Consider the following 16,873-nt stretch of genomic DNA (forward strand, 5'->3'; position numbering starts at 1 on the left):
AATATTATATTCGTATACTATAACTACTCATTCAACATTCCCCTAACTTGTTTATCGAAGTCAGAGTCTATCCGTTGGGTTTTATTAAAAATATCGTACTCGCTTTCCGCTTTTGCCTTAGCCTGTGATGCGGAGACACGCCCTTTGTCCGGCAATATCTGATATTTGCGGAAAGTCAGGAACTCATTGACACTGGCTGCAAATTGCTCCATATTAAACGTGTTCTCACGCTCTATAAGATCTTCAATATAATCGAAATATCCAGTTACCGCACGTTCTAGCCGACGGATTTCATTTTCCTGTAAATAGTTCTTGGCTATTGACACATCAGATTTCAAGATGCGTCCGTCAGGTGCATTCTTCCATGTGGTCAAACCCATGTGTTCTTGGGTATGGTCTGCCTTAGTGTATATGATTTCAGCAGCCGTTTGCCCGGTAATGGCATAGTGAAAACGGTTCTGTATCATGGCATAGAAATCATGTGTTGTAGGCGAGTTCTTGTCATAGTCGATACTGCATTCTGCGTATATATCGGTAATCTGTTGCCAGATGCGTCTTTCACTGGTACGGATAGAACGTACCCTTTCAAGCAATTCACGGAAATAATCTTTTCCGAATACAGCTGTTCCTTGCTTTAAGCGTTCATCATCAAGTGCAAATCCTTTCTTGATATACTCATTGAGAATCTTGGTAGCCCATTGACGAAAGCGAGTGGCTTGAAGCGAATTTACACGATAGCCAACTGAGATAACAGCATCAAGATTGTAAAATTGCGTATTATATATTTTGCCATCTTCGGCAGTATGTGCAAATTTTGCACATACTGAATCCTGCTGTAACTCTGATGACTCGAATATATTTTTGAGATGCTTGGAAACGACAGTTCTATCCACGCCAAAAAGTTGAGCCATCGCCTTTTGGGTACACCAAAGTGTTTCATCTCTGATGATTACTTGCACCTTCCCGTCTTCATCAGGAAGATTGTATAATATGAATTGAATCTCGTCTTTCATGTATAAAATCAAATATCATTCATGACATTTAGAAGTTCTGTTTTCCTGCTATCGGATATTTCTAATGGAGGAAAAACAGCAAGACTCATTGTAAGATATGCAATCTTTTTCCCCTTTGTTGTTTAAATTTATATATCAATTCATGGAATATTGTTTTAGAATCTTCTGCCATATAACTATTTCTTTTCTTTCCAATACTGAACAACTTCAAACAAATCTCCTTTTTGCAACTCTTTAATGTTAGATACGCATTGTCCGTTATCTAATTTTTCAAGATTTCGCATAGTCCGAGATCCATCCTTTTCACTCAGACCTAAGAATTTGTTTATTGCTTTTGTATTATTAAGGTCGTTTATCGGTAAAAGGAATGCTGTTTCACATTCTTGTGAGAAATCAAAATTGCCTTGATTATACTCCGATATGCCTTGAGAGAGAAGAACTATAGAAACTCCATATGAACGAATTTTTCTGAGTAAAACTTCCAAAATTTCCAAAGACTTCTTTTCCCGGAATAAATCATGAGCTTCATCAATCATTAACACATAACGCATGCTTCTGTTGCCATCAATGACTTCAGTACCACCCATATTTGTGAATACATTGAAGATGTAATTGATGATAAGAAAGATTGATGTAAATCGAATAGTACTATCCAATTCACCTGATAATGAAAAGTAATAATTGTTGTTTAGAAAGATACTTGGGTCGTTGACTTTTGAAGCGAAGAGTTCATACTCACTCAAACGCTCCATAATCTCTGTAAGAGTGTCACGGTTATCACCTACTGATTCTATCACTAAATCGTAAATTTCCTTTAACGAAGGGTGTTTTCCATCTTTATGTTGAACAAATGCTTCTTTCGTAGCATCTTTTAGTGCTTGCTGTTGTTTCTTGCCTATATTGGAGTATTTAGCAATAATATCAACGAATTTATTTATACCTACAAGTTTGTTCTTTTCATTAACATTATCAATGAATGAAACTGGATTCAATGGAAATGGTGTATGAGGCGCATTTATACATTCCGTATGAGTTTCTGTAAAGAAATCACTCATTTTATTTCTGTCATCTTCACTTAGTCCCTTAAAATCAAGAAACAGGAAATTGACTTGACCTTGCGTCTGTGTATATAATTGACGAAGAAATTCAAGTGCAAATTGGGTCTTACCAGAACCAGATTTTCCTGCTACGGCAATGTGTTGATTGTTGTAGCGAGTAGAATCGTTGAAGCAACAATATATATCCTCTCTTGTTACGATATTATATCCCACTTTGATTTTAATAGGACCAGAAAACACACTTTTTGTGATGTGTTGATTTCTATTTTCAACGCAATCGAATCTTTCGGGAGTATCTTCAATCATATCAATTCCCTTTCTGAAATATTCAGTTAAGAAATCGAAGAAAGTATATTGTGGATTATTTTCAAACAGATAATTTATCTTTTCTAATCCATGATCAATGTGCTGTTTTATATACTTGGGGATAAGCTCATCATTTTTAGTTATTCCATATGCCTGACAAATTAAGGCAATATAGAAATCTCTATACTGTCCATCAAATAGGATATGGTCCTTGTATTCTTTTCCTTGTGAATCGTATGCAGAAAATTCCTGTTGAGTAAAGCGTTTACCTGTAGACAAAGAATAGCCTAATGCAATACGAGCTATCACATTTTCTTTTGTACCCCCAGTAAGTTTTTTTGTTAATTGGGTTACAATGGCTTGGTTTTCGCCAGATGTTTTGATGTTAATTTGCATATCCGCTATTGTTATATTCTTCAAAAAGATTTTCTGGTTTCACTTCAACAAAGTGCGAACCATCTTTTTCATTGTTTATCAAATAGGATTTATTTACGATTGGCTGAATATATTGATATTCTTCTTCCGTCAATTCTTTTTTAAGAAGAGGAAATAAAATCACTTGTTTTGAAACATTTGGATAGAACTTCGTGAGTACATTCTTTGTATGTTGCGGGTCAAATTTCTGCATTGGGCTATCTATGAAAACAGGAAACTCAATTTCTGTTTCATCAACCAAAGCACTTAATAGTGCAGATGCAAACATCTGACGTTCCCCCATGGAAAGAATGCTATTATCAATTTTCTTATCATCATATCCAAATAGGCAAATGTCAACATCATCACCATTGCCATTGATGTCAACAATTACCTTTTTAACAAGATTGGTCTTGTGCAAATATGATTGAAGTTTTACTTCCAGTTTCTTCGCAAGTGCCTTTTTCTTTTCTTCCTTAAAACGAATAAGGAATTTTTGTATTGTATTGATTAGGCGCGCAGCTTCATTGTCAACTGCACGGTTCTGATCTGAAACATTTATTTTTTTAGAGAGAATCTCCTTTTGCTTTTTATGAGCAATCACTTGTTCTTTAAGTGACTCTATTTCACCTTGTCTTTTCCCGATTTCTACACCGATGGAATCTATCTGACGATCGATATTTTCTTTTCGGGTTCTCAAATCCTGAACATAATCACTCTCTGCTTTTTTCTCAGCCTCTCGAATATTCTTTTCGATTGTGTATAATTCAGATTTGGCTTTGGTATATTTATTAATTAAATTCTCAAAAGAAGATTTACTATCTTTGATTTTCGCAATAAGATGCATAAACTCTTCAATCTGTCCCTGACTAAAATCATGCAATGTACTGAAGTGTTCAAACTTACTTTCATCAGAAACATTATAAAAATGCTTTTTGATGAGTTGCCTGATTTGAAGTTCATAGAAATCTCTGGTCTTTATATCAATTGAGAAATGGAGATCCTTCTTTGCTTCTTCAATATCGCCGAGTATGACATCAGTTTTATCATTAACTCCTTCCAGTTGAAGTTTATTCTGTTTATACGCTTTTTCTGTTTCTAATTGTGTTACAAGTTCAGACATGATACCTCCTGCCAAACCAAATGGAATAAGGCTGTATAAATCTTTGAGGCTGTCATCTGCTTCCCTTAGTACTATGTCAAGTTCCGCCTTCCTACTATTTAATTTCTGCAATTCGTCTACAGACATAGTATCGCCTTCACGAATCAATTTTGATTGAAGTTCGGCTGAATTATGACGTTTAAAAACTCTGTCTTCTTCCAGATTACTAATTTCCTCAGTCAACCTATCAATTTCACCCTCTTTGAAATCAATATCTGCGATTAGTCCATTAAACTCGCGTTTCTCCTGAGGTTTAGCAGATGACTTTCTATAGTCATCCTGGATTCTGACCAATTCATTTTTTAGATCTTCATATTTTTGTATGCCAAGAACTTGAGAATATGCAAGACTTAAATCCTTTCGTTGTTCTGGAGTATTTATTTGAGCAAATGAAACTATTTTTTCTGCATCAAAGAAAAAGAATTTTGCAATCTCTATTGGAAGTATGTAATCCCGAATAAATATTTCCTCTTCTTTTGCAATTTCCTCTTTTGATCCCGTGAACAAATCGTTTTTCCGGCCATCAATCAGAATTTCTAACTCGTCATCATAATTCGTTGCACTATCATAGGAACGAACAATTGTTATCTCGGTGCAAGGCGTATCTGGAATTTCTACATCCGTAAATGTAACGGACACAGAGAATCGAGTTTCGCCTTCTTTCTGTGCAGCAAAGTTGAGACTATTACCAATGTATTTACTATAACCTCCTTTTTCGTCAATTTCTTTACGGTATAGTTCATCAACTTTTCCCATATTCTTACCATATAGGCACCAAACTAATGACATGAGAAAAGTTGTTTTGCCAAAACCATTATTACCACTGACGATAATCAGATTCCTATTCCCATCGGGAAAAAGTTCAATCTTATTCTTCCCTTTATAAATTCGGAAATTATTAAGTTCTATTTCGCGTATCGTCATGATTTCTTTTTGTTTACAAATTCCTCTAAACGAGACTCAATTTCTGTTTTCAAGCCACGGCGTCGTTGCATAAGTGACTTGCTTTTCTGAAGCATAAGAAGTTGCTCTATTAATTCACCTTCTTCAAGGTTCTCTTGGCAAATTTCTTTCATCAAATCTGCTTCCAATTTGTTTTTTATCTTGCCCTCTTCCATATTTAATGAGGAATTATAGATTTTGTTATATATTTCTGATACTTGATGTGCAAAGTTAAAATCTCGGTACCAATTCACTTGAATTGCAATCAATTCTTGATCTGTAATGAGTTTTATTTCAGGATTATATTGTTGCAATTCATGTTGAACATTTAACAGCCCTTCCAACATTTCCGCTCTATATGTGAAAGTGTAGGGTCCCATATCGTTCACGGCTCTTCTCCCATCCCGTCGCAACGGGAACCGATTCTCAATGATATTCCGTTCTTGATCCAGTTTTAACCTAAAATCATAAAGCGGTTGCATCCATTCTCGCCCATTTTTTATAAGCGAACGCATGGACTTATCATCCTTCACAACAGTACAAGTCCAACAACCGAAACGACTTTGACCACAAGAACCATGACTTTTGTCTGTTACAACAGTTGGACATTCGTAATCGTCCGCACTCGCATCAACATAAATGTTAAACAGAATTTTGTTATCAAATCCCCAAGGAGATGGAATGGTATTTATTATGTACCAGACTTCTTCTAACATCAATTCTTTGATTGGTGCATAGACATATGTATTTGCCAACAGAGTATGATTGGTAAGTCGCTTGCCATGAATTTCATGTTTCTTGATGGAACGAGCGCGAGTTGCACTTTCAGCCTTTCTTGTTCCTATTAAAATTATAGCTTCCCCACACTCGTCAACTTGTTCAATTATGAAACGAGCAGTAGGTTTAATTTTCATTTTCTCTGTACACCATCTAAATGCTGTGTTCGGGACAGGATAACCTTTCCCGATAACATTCACCCAAAATGAATCTTCCAATCGAGGCGTAGTCTTCCGGACAAAAATAGGCAAATCTTCTTCTCTCGCTTTTTTTTCTATCTGTTCAAGAACTTGATCAACATACGATGCAATTATAGGATTTTCAACCATTGTATCATTACATACTACATATATTGGTCTACGAAGTTGAAACGGTCCTGGTAATTCTTTTAATTTTTCGAGTGCTATCCATACAAGCATTAATAATACTGTTGAATCTTTTCCTCCACTGAATCCTATAATCCATGGTCGGGTAGACTCATCAGCATACGCATACTGGTCAAGAATTTCATCTATTATATATTCAATACGTTTATTTCTCATTTCAGGCTTTTATTACAAATCGGATGCTTGATTTATTTGCTGAGAATCTATGAATTTTTTATTCACTAAATCACCCAATTCTACATCTAATAGATGTGATATTTTAACTAAGGTTTCAAGGTCTGGTTGAGAACTATTCGTGCACCATTTTGAAACTGTAGATGGATTGACATTTAGTTGCTCACATAGCCATTTATTCGTTCTCTTCTTCTCTGCCAAGACAACCTTCAAACGATTTATATCAGTTTCCATATAAATGAAATTTGTTATTTGACCGCAAATATAGTGAATAACATTCACTCAACAAAGTAAAAACGATTGGCTTTTCAATAAATCAAATCTTTCTTCGCACTTGAATCAAAGGATTATAGCATTTCCTTTTGAAAGGCTTATTTCAATAGATGAGGTTCACAAAATGACAGATGAGCATTATGCACAAAAACACAAACAACCAAAACACGATTGAATACTCACCTATCATATATTATCGCCTTTCAGTTATTCGAAAATTTCGAATAACTGAAATACCCCCAATGCATCATAAAAGCTACAAGGAATATCCATAGCATTATGTATTTTTATCGTTTTATAGCCTTTGTGCAAGCCTAGCAAACCGTTTCTTCAACAATTCGCCATACTTTCCTTTTAATTCATCACTTAAGAAAGAGTTTTGAATGACAGTTTCAAACTTAGGCAATAGTTTGATATACTTATTTATCAGTCGTTCTACAATCACATTCTCTATACCCAATGTAGCAGCTGACCTAATAAAATCCTCTCTTTGAAGCTTTTTCTTCCGACCATTCAAGGTCAATGCCAATTCTTCATCATCCTTGGGATTAACGATAACCGCATTTAGCAAATCGTAAGCAGGAGTCAAACGTATTTTATCCGCTGCCTCATACAAAGAGAAGTTTTTCAAGTGCATATCGTTGTTACCTGTCAGCCAAGAGAAAAGTACCAACTCGAAGAAATTGGTAACATCCATTTTGGGCAAAGACGAGTATTTCAAAACAGCCTTACCGATACGTTCATAACTGCTCTTGTATTTATGCTCCGTTTGCCTTTCCGTCAATTGGCACATATCCTCCATTGCTGTCTTCTCTCCGGCAGAAGTTCTGTCAATCCGACGGGTAAGATAGCACAGCGAATCATCCGCCATTCGCATCAGCGTGTGAGGAACCACCTCAATACGTGCCACCTCTGCAAGGTGCATGGTTAAATCCTCGACCTCCGGCATCATTTCATATTGTGATGTCTGAGGTTTACAGATATAACCGCCCCATAGCCCGACAATAGTCAATCGCTTGCTACCCTCATGCTCATTCAGATGCAAAGATAATTTCGGCTGGACACCTGTCAAAGAGGTTTGGTCTTGAATGATTTGTAGAGCAAGCTGGTCTAATTGCTCCATCGTATAATCAAGAACAGGCAATGTCGTTGTACCGAAGAATTTCTTTATACAAGCCTGATGCATATCCTTTTCCCCCTTCAGGAGCGGACGATAACAATACAAACAATTACACATGGTTCACCTCCTTTTCTTCCATAGGAACAACGCTTACCGCTCCGATGCAATCTTTACAACAGGTCAACAACAATGACATTCGGTCAAGAATACTGATGTCAGTATTCCGCAATGCAACATCCAGCAGCCATCCTTCAGGTATCAAACCATCGAAGAACGGAAACAGCACAGGACTTGTGTATGCATCTGCTTGTAAAGGCAATGTCAGGCTAACAGCCTTTGCCGTTTCCGAAGAGAGATATTCCGGCAAATAACGGAACTCATATCCTGCATCGTTTTCTGTCAAAATCCCAGCCAACTGGTCTTTATAAAATATACGGGCTTGCCTCATTGATTATTATTTTTCTGAATAGCAACCATTTCATAATTGAAGAAATCAAGAAGCTGATTTACCTTATCGAGGCGCAGCGTTTCCTTTCCTTGTTCAAGGTCCCGCACAAAGCGCAATCCTACTCCCGACTTCAACGAAAGTTCCTCTTGCGTCAGGTTATACTGCTTTCGCAACATCTTGACCGTAGTAGAGAGATTATTCATAAGCGTTCAACTTTATACCTTTTCGGGTGCAAAGTTAATACAAACATTTCACATTATACCACAAGGGGTATAATTAATTTTGTCACCAGCATTATTATATCAGATAAGGTATAATCCAGCAAGATTCAAAACCACAAATTAAAGTACATAGGCACCATTCCACACTTTTCCAAGCGAATAATTCAGTTTCGTTACACTTTTTCCAACGAATCGAGTACCCTAAATAATCGGAACGCAAAAATTCCACCGCAAACCACAGAAATTCCAAGAAAATCTCTATCTTTGTATTCAGCAAGCGTTCTGTAACATCCATGCGGAAATTCACTATCAGTCAATACATTGAATCTGATAGCGGACATTCCACAAAAGGGCTGAAAAGAGGCGGTACAACACGTATATGCAAAACGATGAAATACAACGATTTGCATTTGTCCCTACATTCTGTGTACTTGTAAAAACAGAGGTTGTACCGATTAAAATGAATTGTCACTGATAATCAGTGATGTAAATATGCTGCATCGGGAAATAACAATCCCCAATATATTTATTAACACCCTAAATATCCCAATATATGTTTTCCCCCACAATTGACAACCGTCTTCGAGCAATCGATTATAGTAGCAATTGCCGTGAGAAAATAATAATGATATTTTTCTGGCTATTACTCCTCATACCTATTTTCTAATAAATATTCAACAATTTCTTTATCTGCCGGTAGCCACATAACTTCATCAAGGGAGCTTAGTACTAGCCACCGTGCAGATTTATGTTCACGAAGCTCCAATTCACCGACTAAAATTGTACACAGATAACAGTGCATAGTAAGGTGAAAAGATGGATAGTCAAAATCAGTAGTACATATAAATCCATCAATACTAATGTCAACACCTAACTCTTCTTGAATTTCCCGTCTGAGTGCATTTTCATGGCTTTCGCCTTTCTCTATTTTACCACCAGGAAATTCCCACAAACCTTCAAACTCGCCATAACCACGTTGGGTTGCAAAGTATTTTTCATTATCATAGATTATAGCTGCTACAACTTCTATCTGTTTCATAGCTTATATTGCTTTAACATATTGTGCCATTGCTGGTTGTTGAAGTTTCCATGTGATATTCATAGGGAAGTCGTCATGAGAAGACATATACTCTACTAGACCAAAACAATGGAAAGGACAAGTATTACCATAACCATCCTTTTTCTCTTCACGAACAAAGAGGATTATTTTGTTTTGTGTATCAGCTTGCTTAGTATATCGCTGTCCTCCATTATTTTGATGAGAGTCTGTGTTTTGTGACTGCCAATGGAAATAGTGTTCATTAATGAGATAATCATTATACTGTGTTGAAGGAGAAAAATCCTTATCTGATTTGTTTAGCGTCACAAAAAGTAATGTAGCATTATGTTCGGACAAATTAAATACTCCTGTTACAGAACCTTGCATCTTGCGCGCTTCCGTTTGCCTACCGACAAGCGTAAAAATTTCCTCACGGGTATAGCAACCGTATAATTCAAGTCCAGGCAAAACATCCTCTCCTAAAGGCATCGTTTTTAGTTGAAGATGCGCAAGCAAATAAGAAATAATTTCCGAAATCTCTTGCCTAAAATAGCTGTACATTCCCTTATGGATCAATTCAAGCGCTTCATAAATACTGGCAAAACCTGTTTTATCCAAACGATCCTGAAAAAGAGCGTAATATAGCATCAAAGCATACTTATAATTTTTAGTATCAAGATATTGCTTACTTCCATCGATAAAGAGTTCTATAAAATGAAGGAATGATGCAGTATTGTGGTGCAATAAGTTAGCCATCCCTTTCTCCAACCGTTTGGTTATAACATCGTCTTTGTACGCGATACGACCTGCAGCGCGCTTAAGCGATGTCCAGCAATTGTTACTATGATAAAGAGTACGAATATCTTGTCCATTATTCTCTAAAAACTGAGAAATGGTAGGTATATTAGGGTAACTATTGATTTCTCTGATAATGCGATTCTTGTTATAAATAGCACTCTGGATATTATCAAGAATATATTGTCTTGCTTTCTTCTCCATCACGATACTGCAGCCTGATGGCAACAAAGTGAATCCATCTTTGATTTGCTTAACAATATTCTTTTCAGGATTGAGCATCAAAGCCCGGAAACGACTAGCAAAGTCATACTTACGATTAGATTGTGCTACGAAGTCAAGTACAGTGAGTTCCGTCTTACCTACAGAAAGGCGCAAACCACGCCCTAACTGTTGAAGAAAGATCGTTAAACTCTCTGTGGGACGTAGAAAAAGTACAGTATCCACTTCAGGAATATCTACACCTTCGTTGAAAATATCTACTACGCAGAGATAATGAATAGCTCCTTCACGCAGTTCTTTAGCAAGTTGCTTACGTTTATCAGATGGTGTATCCGATGTTAAACTCTGAGCATTAAATCCATACAGACTCAACTGTTCTGCCATAAAATCGGCATGACGTTTATTCACACAGAAACAGAGTGCACGGCACATATATTCATTAGCGAGGTATTTATGCAACGCTTCAACAATATACCCAGCTCGTTCTTTGCTGCAAAGTTTATCCGCAAGACGCTCGATATTGTATTTTTGCCCATTCCAAAGAGCATCATCACTAAGATCAGTAGAATCTGTTACGCAAAGATATTGAAATGGTGTGAGCAATCCTGCTTGTAAAGCTTGTGGCAAGCGAATTTCTGCACTAATTCGTCCACCAAAATCTGGTCGAAGATCACGTCCATCCATACGCTCAGGTGTAGCAGTAAGTCCAATAAGGAGTTGCGGTACGAAGTGAGCAAACAATTTTCGGTAGCTTTCTGCCTGACTGTGGTGAGCTTCGTCAATCACGATATAATCATAAAAATCAGCACCTAGTTTCTCAAAAAAATCTTCAAAACGGGAGTTTAACATAGAGATGGAAACAAACAAATTTTCGTATTCGCTTTCATCTTGTGGACGGCAATTGCCTACCCACAAAGTACCGAAATTTGCATCACCAAGTACACTACGATAAGTATTCAACGATTGGCGAAGAATTTCCTCCCGATGAGCTGTAAATAAAATACGGCTTCTGGAGTGTATACGACGAAATTCCTTATAGTCAAAAGCTGAAATCACTGTCTTTCCTGTACCAGTAGCCGCAACAACTAAATTTTTGAAATTCTTAAGCTCTTCACGTTCTACACGTAACTTGTCAAGAATTTGTTTTTGATGAGGAAGAAGAGTAAAATGTCGATATATCACTTCATTCGAAGTATCCCTAAAGATATTACGATGTATTTCTTTATTAAACTTTTCTATACCTCCAAGTCGGAAATCCTCAAAATTAGAACTATTCCAGTACATCTCAAATGTAGCAAGAGCAGTTTTTATTATATGTGGATTTTCAACACTTGTAACGCGTATATTCCATTCAAGACCTTCAGTTTGAGCAGATTTTGAAAGATTTGACGAACCGATATAAGCAGTATTCATACCGGAGTTGCGCACAAAAATATATGATTTGGCATGTAGACGTTCAATATCTGTATTATAAGAAATACGTATTTCAGTATTAGGCAACGCAGCAAGCTGCTCTATTGCTTTAGCTTGTGTAGCTCCGCAATAAGTAGTTGTTATGATACGCAAACGATTTCCCTCTTTTTGGCAGAATTTAAGCAGATCATCGAGCAATATACGGACCCCTGATACTTTCAAGAAAGATACAATGAAATTTATCTCATTAGCACTTGCTATTTCACGACGTATTTCTTCTCCTAGAGGAAGCAAGCTACTACCGCCCGTAAACAGATTACTTACGCGAAAGCCAGAGATGGGACGAATAGTTTGTATGCGACTTTCTGCTTGTAATAGTGCTTGTTGTCTGCTCATTACCTCCGTTAACAATTTTGAAGGTTCAGCTATCTGAATTTCATCAATAACCCCAGCTTCTTTCAAGATATTATTTATAAGATTTACGCGATCTTCCTGATTTTCGATCTCCTCAAGTTTCTGGCGAATCACCTTCCCAAAATAATTGGCTAGTATTTGTGGAGACTCCGCCTCATCTATATTTTGTCGCATACAAACCATACCTTGCTGCTCAATTTCATGAATATGCTGCTTTGTTATCTGGTTGATAACATGTTCGTATATACCTTTCTTTAGCATATAAAAGATTTATTTAAATTGTTTTTCCTGCACTACCGAGACTTCCATAAAGCTCATCTCACCTTCAAAGACAAAAGTAAATATAAAAAGACAGAAAAGCTAATACAATTACTTTTTTCTGAATGCCAATAATACCCTGTTTTAAATAGATGAGTACATCCTTAAACAATAAGCCTATAAAATATTCAGCTAAAATAGCTGGAAGAAGATTAGGTCTATTTTAAATAGAACAGTATCTTTGTGCATCAATAAGTTTTTATGCTTTATACTCTAAAGCAAATCTTTTGACTTTACAGAATAAACAACATAATATGGCAACAATAGAAGAACTTACAGAAACCATTGTGAAATTCAGAGACGAACGGGACTGGGCCCAATTTCACAATGCTAAAGATTTATCATTGGCATTATCCATTGAAGCAGCAGAACTGAACCAACTCTTTCTCTGGAAATCACCGGAAGAGGCAAATGTTGAAAAAATAAAAGAAGAATTGGCAGATGTCCTCAATTACGCATTACTCATTGCTAATAAATATAATTTTGATGTCGCCCAAATCATACTGGATAAAATAGAGAAGAATGCGCAAAAGTATCCGGTTGAGAAAGCCAAAGGAACTGCTAAGAAATATAACGAATTATAACCAAACACGATGACCGGAAAAAGAGTATTATACCAAGAACCGCAGGCTACGTTTTTTCATGATGTAATGACCAATCTGTTTACAGACAAAATGACAAAGGCCGCCACCTATTATAACTTACACCCAAGCAATCCAGAACTAATGTCATGGGGAAATAATGCCCCTAAAATAAAAGACTTGCTTCAGTTGAGCGGAGTTACTGATACATATGTGACATTCGAGTACCTCGTTCCATACAACATGAAACGCATTGACTGCATCTTATATGGTAGGAACTCACAAAATCAGGGAAATGTAGTCCATATCGAATTAAAACAATGGGACAACAAGGGGGTTCGGGATACTGACTGCGAAGGAAACTTCAACGTCGACGAAGATTCAGACACCACATTCCAGGTACAGGCATACACAGGCGGAGGACACCGGCTGGTATCCCACCCTTCCCAACAAGTAAGAGGATACAATGATTATCTGACCGGATTCATAGAAATATTGAGCAGCAAAGAACTTCATATCGAAGGACTCGCATACTGCTACAATTACCGCAAAAACAAAACACCCAATACCTTATTTGATGAGAAATACAGCGAACTCCTGCAAGCATACAAAACGTACGCCGGCGACGAAGTGCAGGAACTCGCCCAACACCTGCAGCAAGCATTAGGCAACGGCGATGGCGAAACGATCTTCCACAAAATGATCAACAGCCCCATACGCCCTTCTAAAAAACTGCTGGAATCGGCAGCCAACCTGATTCATGAGGGTAATGTATCTGCATTCGCCCTAATCGAAGAGCAGATTATAGCGCGCAATGTCATTCTTGATAAAATCCGCAAAATCGGTAACAAGAAAAGTATCATTATCGTAAAAGGAGGACCGGGAACCGGAAAAACAGTGATTGCCTTACATATCCTGGCTCTATTGGCGGGAAACAAGAAAAGTTATAATATCCGTTATGCCACAAAATCAAAACCTTTACTGGAAGGGGTAAAAGACCGGTTGCCGCGTGGCAGTAAGGCTAAACTGCTATTTTCAAATGTAACTCAGTTTATTCCGGCCAACTGTGAACCTAATAATATAGATGTATTGCTGGTCGACGAAGCCCATCGCATCTCTAATAGTGCAAACAACCAATACACGCCGACTGATAAACGAACCAATCTTACACAGATTCAAACAATCGTCCAAGCAGCCAAGATATCCGTATTCTTTATCGACGACAAACAAGCCATCCGAAGCGTCGAGATCGGATCTTCCCAACTCATTCGGGAATGTGCCAAAGAATACAATGCCGATATTGCAGAAGTCGAATTAAAATCCCAGTTCCGCTGCAATGGTTCGGACAACTATCTGGACTGGCTTGAACAAGTTATCTATAATGAACCTGTAAAATCATCCTTCAAAGAAGATGAATTTGACTTTAAAATATTCGACGATCCTCAAACACTGTATGATGAGATAAAGAGAAAAGACAGTATAGACGGGCAAAGCGCACGCCTGACTGCAGGATTTTGCTGGCCATGGTCAAGTTCTCTGGATGAGAACGGAGATTTTGTAAAAGATGTTACCATCGGGAACTTCGCAATGCCGTGGGAAACCAAAGATACTATTACCAATATTCCCAAGGGATATGTCAAGTGGTATGAATGGGCATATAAACCCGAAGGCATCAAACAAGTCGGATGTATATATACGGCGCAAGGTTTTGAATTTGATTACATAGGTGTCATCATCGGTCCTGATTTACGGTATGACACAGAGCAACAATGTCTGATTACAGACATTAAAGAAATCAAAGATCCTATGTTAAAACGAAATGCGGCATATTTTGATAACTACGCCCGCAACATCTACCGTGTTTTAATGTCCAGAGGAATGAAAGGTTGCTATGTATATTGCTGTGATGAAAATTTAAAAGAATATTTGAGAGCTAAAATTAGAGATAGAAAATAAGAAAGTATGGCAGGCTGGCTGGAACTTGTTTCAAACAGGTTCCAAACAAAATAAAGCGTTTGTTTTCCGTATCATTTACAAAAAACCGTCCTACAGACGACATCAGATACGAAGATAACCACTACCGTTATACACAATCAAAAAAAACAAAGTATGTATCTTACAAGTATGACTCACGAGGAACTGTATGCCGAAGTGCATAAGGACCTCATCGAAATATCGACCAAAGCAAATATGTTCATGGATAAGGTTCGTAAGAAAACAAAGAACATGCTGCCATATCCTTTGGCGACCCAGCGTATAACCCTCACCACCACCCGAAGAAATGTGTGGACAGTGGTGGGAAAACACAATTCATATATGCAAGGCGTAGGATTTCAGGCTTACGCCCCCATTGTCGGCGCTTCAAGCAATGGCTATATCCAAATGTCGGGTTTCAAGCCCCGTGATATGGTGATGCATTACACAGCGCATTTCATGCAACGATATAAAGAACGTTACATCGACCATTATCAAATAGACCGCAAGGGAGAAAACTTATTCGAGTACTTTGTATATAACAATCCGCAAGTCTTGTATACCCGCAAGAATAATGGCGGCTATTTCATCGTTTCCGACCATGGTATTGCAGTAGCCGATTTAAGCAACGACCTAAAACTCATGACTCATGTCACTTTTCTGGGAGATGATGAACTGACGCTAAAGAAACAGCTCATCTATGATGAGGAAATCAAAATCTACAAAGGGGCACTTGAGCTGAAACGGTTAAAATCAAGAAAACAAAAAGATGATCTCGTCACGATTTGGAATGTTGCCAAGAAGCATAATGCAGGTATTGAGATGGTAAAACGATGGTACCAATGGAATGGAGTAAAAGTGGATGAAGATTATCTTCAACAATGCATTGATCTCATTGAGAAATATAATGTCCAGTCACTCGATCAATTTGCGGAACTTATGTCCCGACAATAAAAAGGACCTTCATAAAATCTTTTTTATTAAAGATTATTACACCAACATATCCTAAAACCTCAGAACTATCGGGCACGAAGTTGCCAGAAAGCTACGGCAGCCGCAGCGGCTACATTGAGCGAATCGACGCCGTGCGACATAGGAATACGGACTACGTAGTCAGCTTCGGCAATCGTTTCCGGCGAAAGTCCGTCCCCTTCGGTACCCATCACGATAGCCAATCTGGGTTCGGTTGTCAGGACAGGATCATCAATGGAAACAGAGTTATCCGTGAGTGCCATGGCAGCTGTACGGAAGCCCAGCTTGCCCAAGTCGCTGAGAGAACCGTCCAGCCAAGTCCATGGTATAAGGAAGACCGTTCCCATCGATACTCTGACCGCACGACGGTTCAACGGGTCACAAGAGTTACGCGTCAGTAGTACGGCATCAATTCCCAAGGCGGCTGCCGAACGGAAAATAGCACCGATGTTGGTTGTATCAACAACACCGTTGATCACGACGATGCGCCGGGCTCCCCGACAGACTTCTGCCATACTGCGCACCGCAGGACGACGCATGGCACAAAGAACACCACGTGTCAGAACATAACCGGTCAATGTAGCAAGCAGTTCCCTGCTACCCGTATAGACAGGCACATTGCCACAACGTTCAACGATGTCGGAGGCATCGCCAATGATATGTTTATGCTCACATAAAATGGCTAAAGGTTCATAACCGGCGTCCAGAGCTCTCTCTATGACCTTTGGACTTTCTACAATAAAAATACCCTTGTCAGGCTCGATACGATTGCGTAACTGAGCCTCGGTAAGAGTACAGAATATCTCAACTCCGGGATGAGACAAAGAGGATATTTCGATAACAGGCATATT

At 38.0% G+C, this 16,873-nt stretch carries 14 protein-coding genes; 3 read left to right on the forward strand and 11 right to left on the reverse strand.

What is annotated here, in order from left to right; translation table 11 throughout:
* Positions 1 to 23 precede the first annotated feature (23 nt).
* From BLW31_RS02080 to BLW31_RS02130, 10 genes are all read right to left on the reverse strand, one after another.
* Positions 24 to 1,013, reverse strand: a complete 990-nt coding sequence (locus BLW31_RS02080; RefSeq protein ID WP_010537101.1) for a virulence RhuM family protein — start codon at positions 1,011 to 1,013, stop codon at positions 24 to 26.
* Positions 1,014 to 1,189: 176 nt separating this feature from the next.
* The gene (locus BLW31_RS02085; protein ID WP_010537100.1) at positions 1,190 to 2,773 is read right to left on the reverse strand and encodes a DndE family protein; all 1,584 of its coding nucleotides are present in this window, start codon (positions 2,771 to 2,773) and stop codon (positions 1,190 to 1,192) included.
* On the reverse strand, positions 2,763 to 4,877 hold the full coding sequence (gene dndD / locus BLW31_RS02090; RefSeq protein ID WP_010537099.1) for a DNA sulfur modification protein DndD: 2,115 nt from the start codon (positions 4,875 to 4,877) through the stop codon (positions 2,763 to 2,765). Before dndD ends, BLW31_RS02085 begins: the two co-directional genes overlap by 11 nt.
* Positions 4,874 to 6,214 (reverse strand): DNA phosphorothioation system sulfurtransferase DndC, encoded by a 1,341-nt coding sequence (gene dndC, locus BLW31_RS02095; protein ID WP_010537098.1) that lies wholly within the window; start codon positions 6,212 to 6,214, stop codon positions 4,874 to 4,876. The genes dndD and dndC overlap by 4 nt, the downstream gene beginning before the upstream one ends.
* Before the next feature lie 12 nt (positions 6,215 to 6,226).
* Positions 6,227 to 6,466 (reverse strand): helix-turn-helix domain-containing protein, encoded by a 240-nt coding sequence (locus BLW31_RS02100; protein ID WP_010537097.1) that lies wholly within the window; start codon positions 6,464 to 6,466, stop codon positions 6,227 to 6,229.
* A gap of 334 nt (positions 6,467 to 6,800) precedes the next feature.
* Positions 6,801 to 7,742 carry a HipA domain-containing protein gene (locus BLW31_RS02105; protein WP_010537096.1) on the reverse strand — a complete coding sequence of 314 codons (942 nt, stop codon included), beginning with the start codon at positions 7,740 to 7,742 and terminating at the stop codon, positions 6,801 to 6,803.
* Positions 7,735 to 8,073, reverse strand: a complete 339-nt coding sequence (locus BLW31_RS02110; protein ID WP_010537095.1) for a HipA N-terminal domain-containing protein — start codon at positions 8,071 to 8,073, stop codon at positions 7,735 to 7,737. The genes BLW31_RS02105 and BLW31_RS02110 overlap by 8 nt, the downstream gene beginning before the upstream one ends.
* Positions 8,070 to 8,276, reverse strand: a complete 207-nt coding sequence (locus tag BLW31_RS02115) for a helix-turn-helix transcriptional regulator (RefSeq protein WP_010537094.1) — start codon at positions 8,274 to 8,276, stop codon at positions 8,070 to 8,072. Before BLW31_RS02115 ends, BLW31_RS02110 begins: the two co-directional genes overlap by 4 nt.
* Positions 8,277 to 8,937: 661 nt before the next feature.
* A complete protein-coding gene (locus BLW31_RS02125) occupies positions 8,938 to 9,333 on the reverse strand; it encodes a (deoxy)nucleoside triphosphate pyrophosphohydrolase (RefSeq protein ID WP_010537093.1) in 396 nt (131 codons plus the stop codon).
* A 3-nt stretch (positions 9,334 to 9,336) separates the two neighbouring features.
* The gene (locus tag BLW31_RS02130) at positions 9,337 to 12,438 is read right to left on the reverse strand and encodes a DEAD/DEAH box helicase (RefSeq protein WP_010537092.1); all 3,102 of its coding nucleotides are present in this window, start codon (positions 12,436 to 12,438) and stop codon (positions 9,337 to 9,339) included.
* A gap of 311 nt (positions 12,439 to 12,749) precedes the next feature.
* On the opposite strand from BLW31_RS02130, the gene BLW31_RS02135 reads away from it, so the two are divergent.
* The 3 genes from BLW31_RS02135 to BLW31_RS02145 all read left to right on the forward strand — a co-directional run bounded on the left by BLW31_RS02135 (position 12,750) and on the right by BLW31_RS02145 (position 16,004).
* Positions 12,750 to 13,079 (forward strand): nucleotide pyrophosphohydrolase, encoded by a 330-nt coding sequence (locus tag BLW31_RS02135; protein ID WP_010537091.1) that lies wholly within the window; start codon positions 12,750 to 12,752, stop codon positions 13,077 to 13,079.
* A gap of 9 nt (positions 13,080 to 13,088) precedes the next feature.
* On the forward strand, positions 13,089 to 15,032 hold the full coding sequence (locus BLW31_RS02140; protein WP_010537090.1) for a DUF2075 domain-containing protein: 1,944 nt from the start codon (positions 13,089 to 13,091) through the stop codon (positions 15,030 to 15,032).
* Positions 15,033 to 15,185: 153 nt separating this feature from the next.
* Complete coding sequence (locus tag BLW31_RS02145; RefSeq protein ID WP_010537089.1) at positions 15,186 to 16,004, forward strand: hypothetical protein; 819 nt, start codon at positions 15,186 to 15,188, stop codon at positions 16,002 to 16,004.
* A gap of 65 nt (positions 16,005 to 16,069) precedes the next feature.
* Here BLW31_RS02145 and BLW31_RS02150 read toward each other — a convergent pair whose 3' ends face one another.
* On the reverse strand, positions 16,070 to 16,870 hold the full coding sequence (locus BLW31_RS02150) for a TrmH family RNA methyltransferase (protein ID WP_010537088.1): 801 nt from the start codon (positions 16,868 to 16,870) through the stop codon (positions 16,070 to 16,072).
* Positions 16,871 to 16,873 lie beyond the last annotated feature (3 nt).

The organism is Bacteroides faecis MAJ27, assembly GCF_900106755.1.
Lineage (GTDB): Bacteria > Bacteroidota > Bacteroidia > Bacteroidales > Bacteroidaceae > Bacteroides > Bacteroides faecis.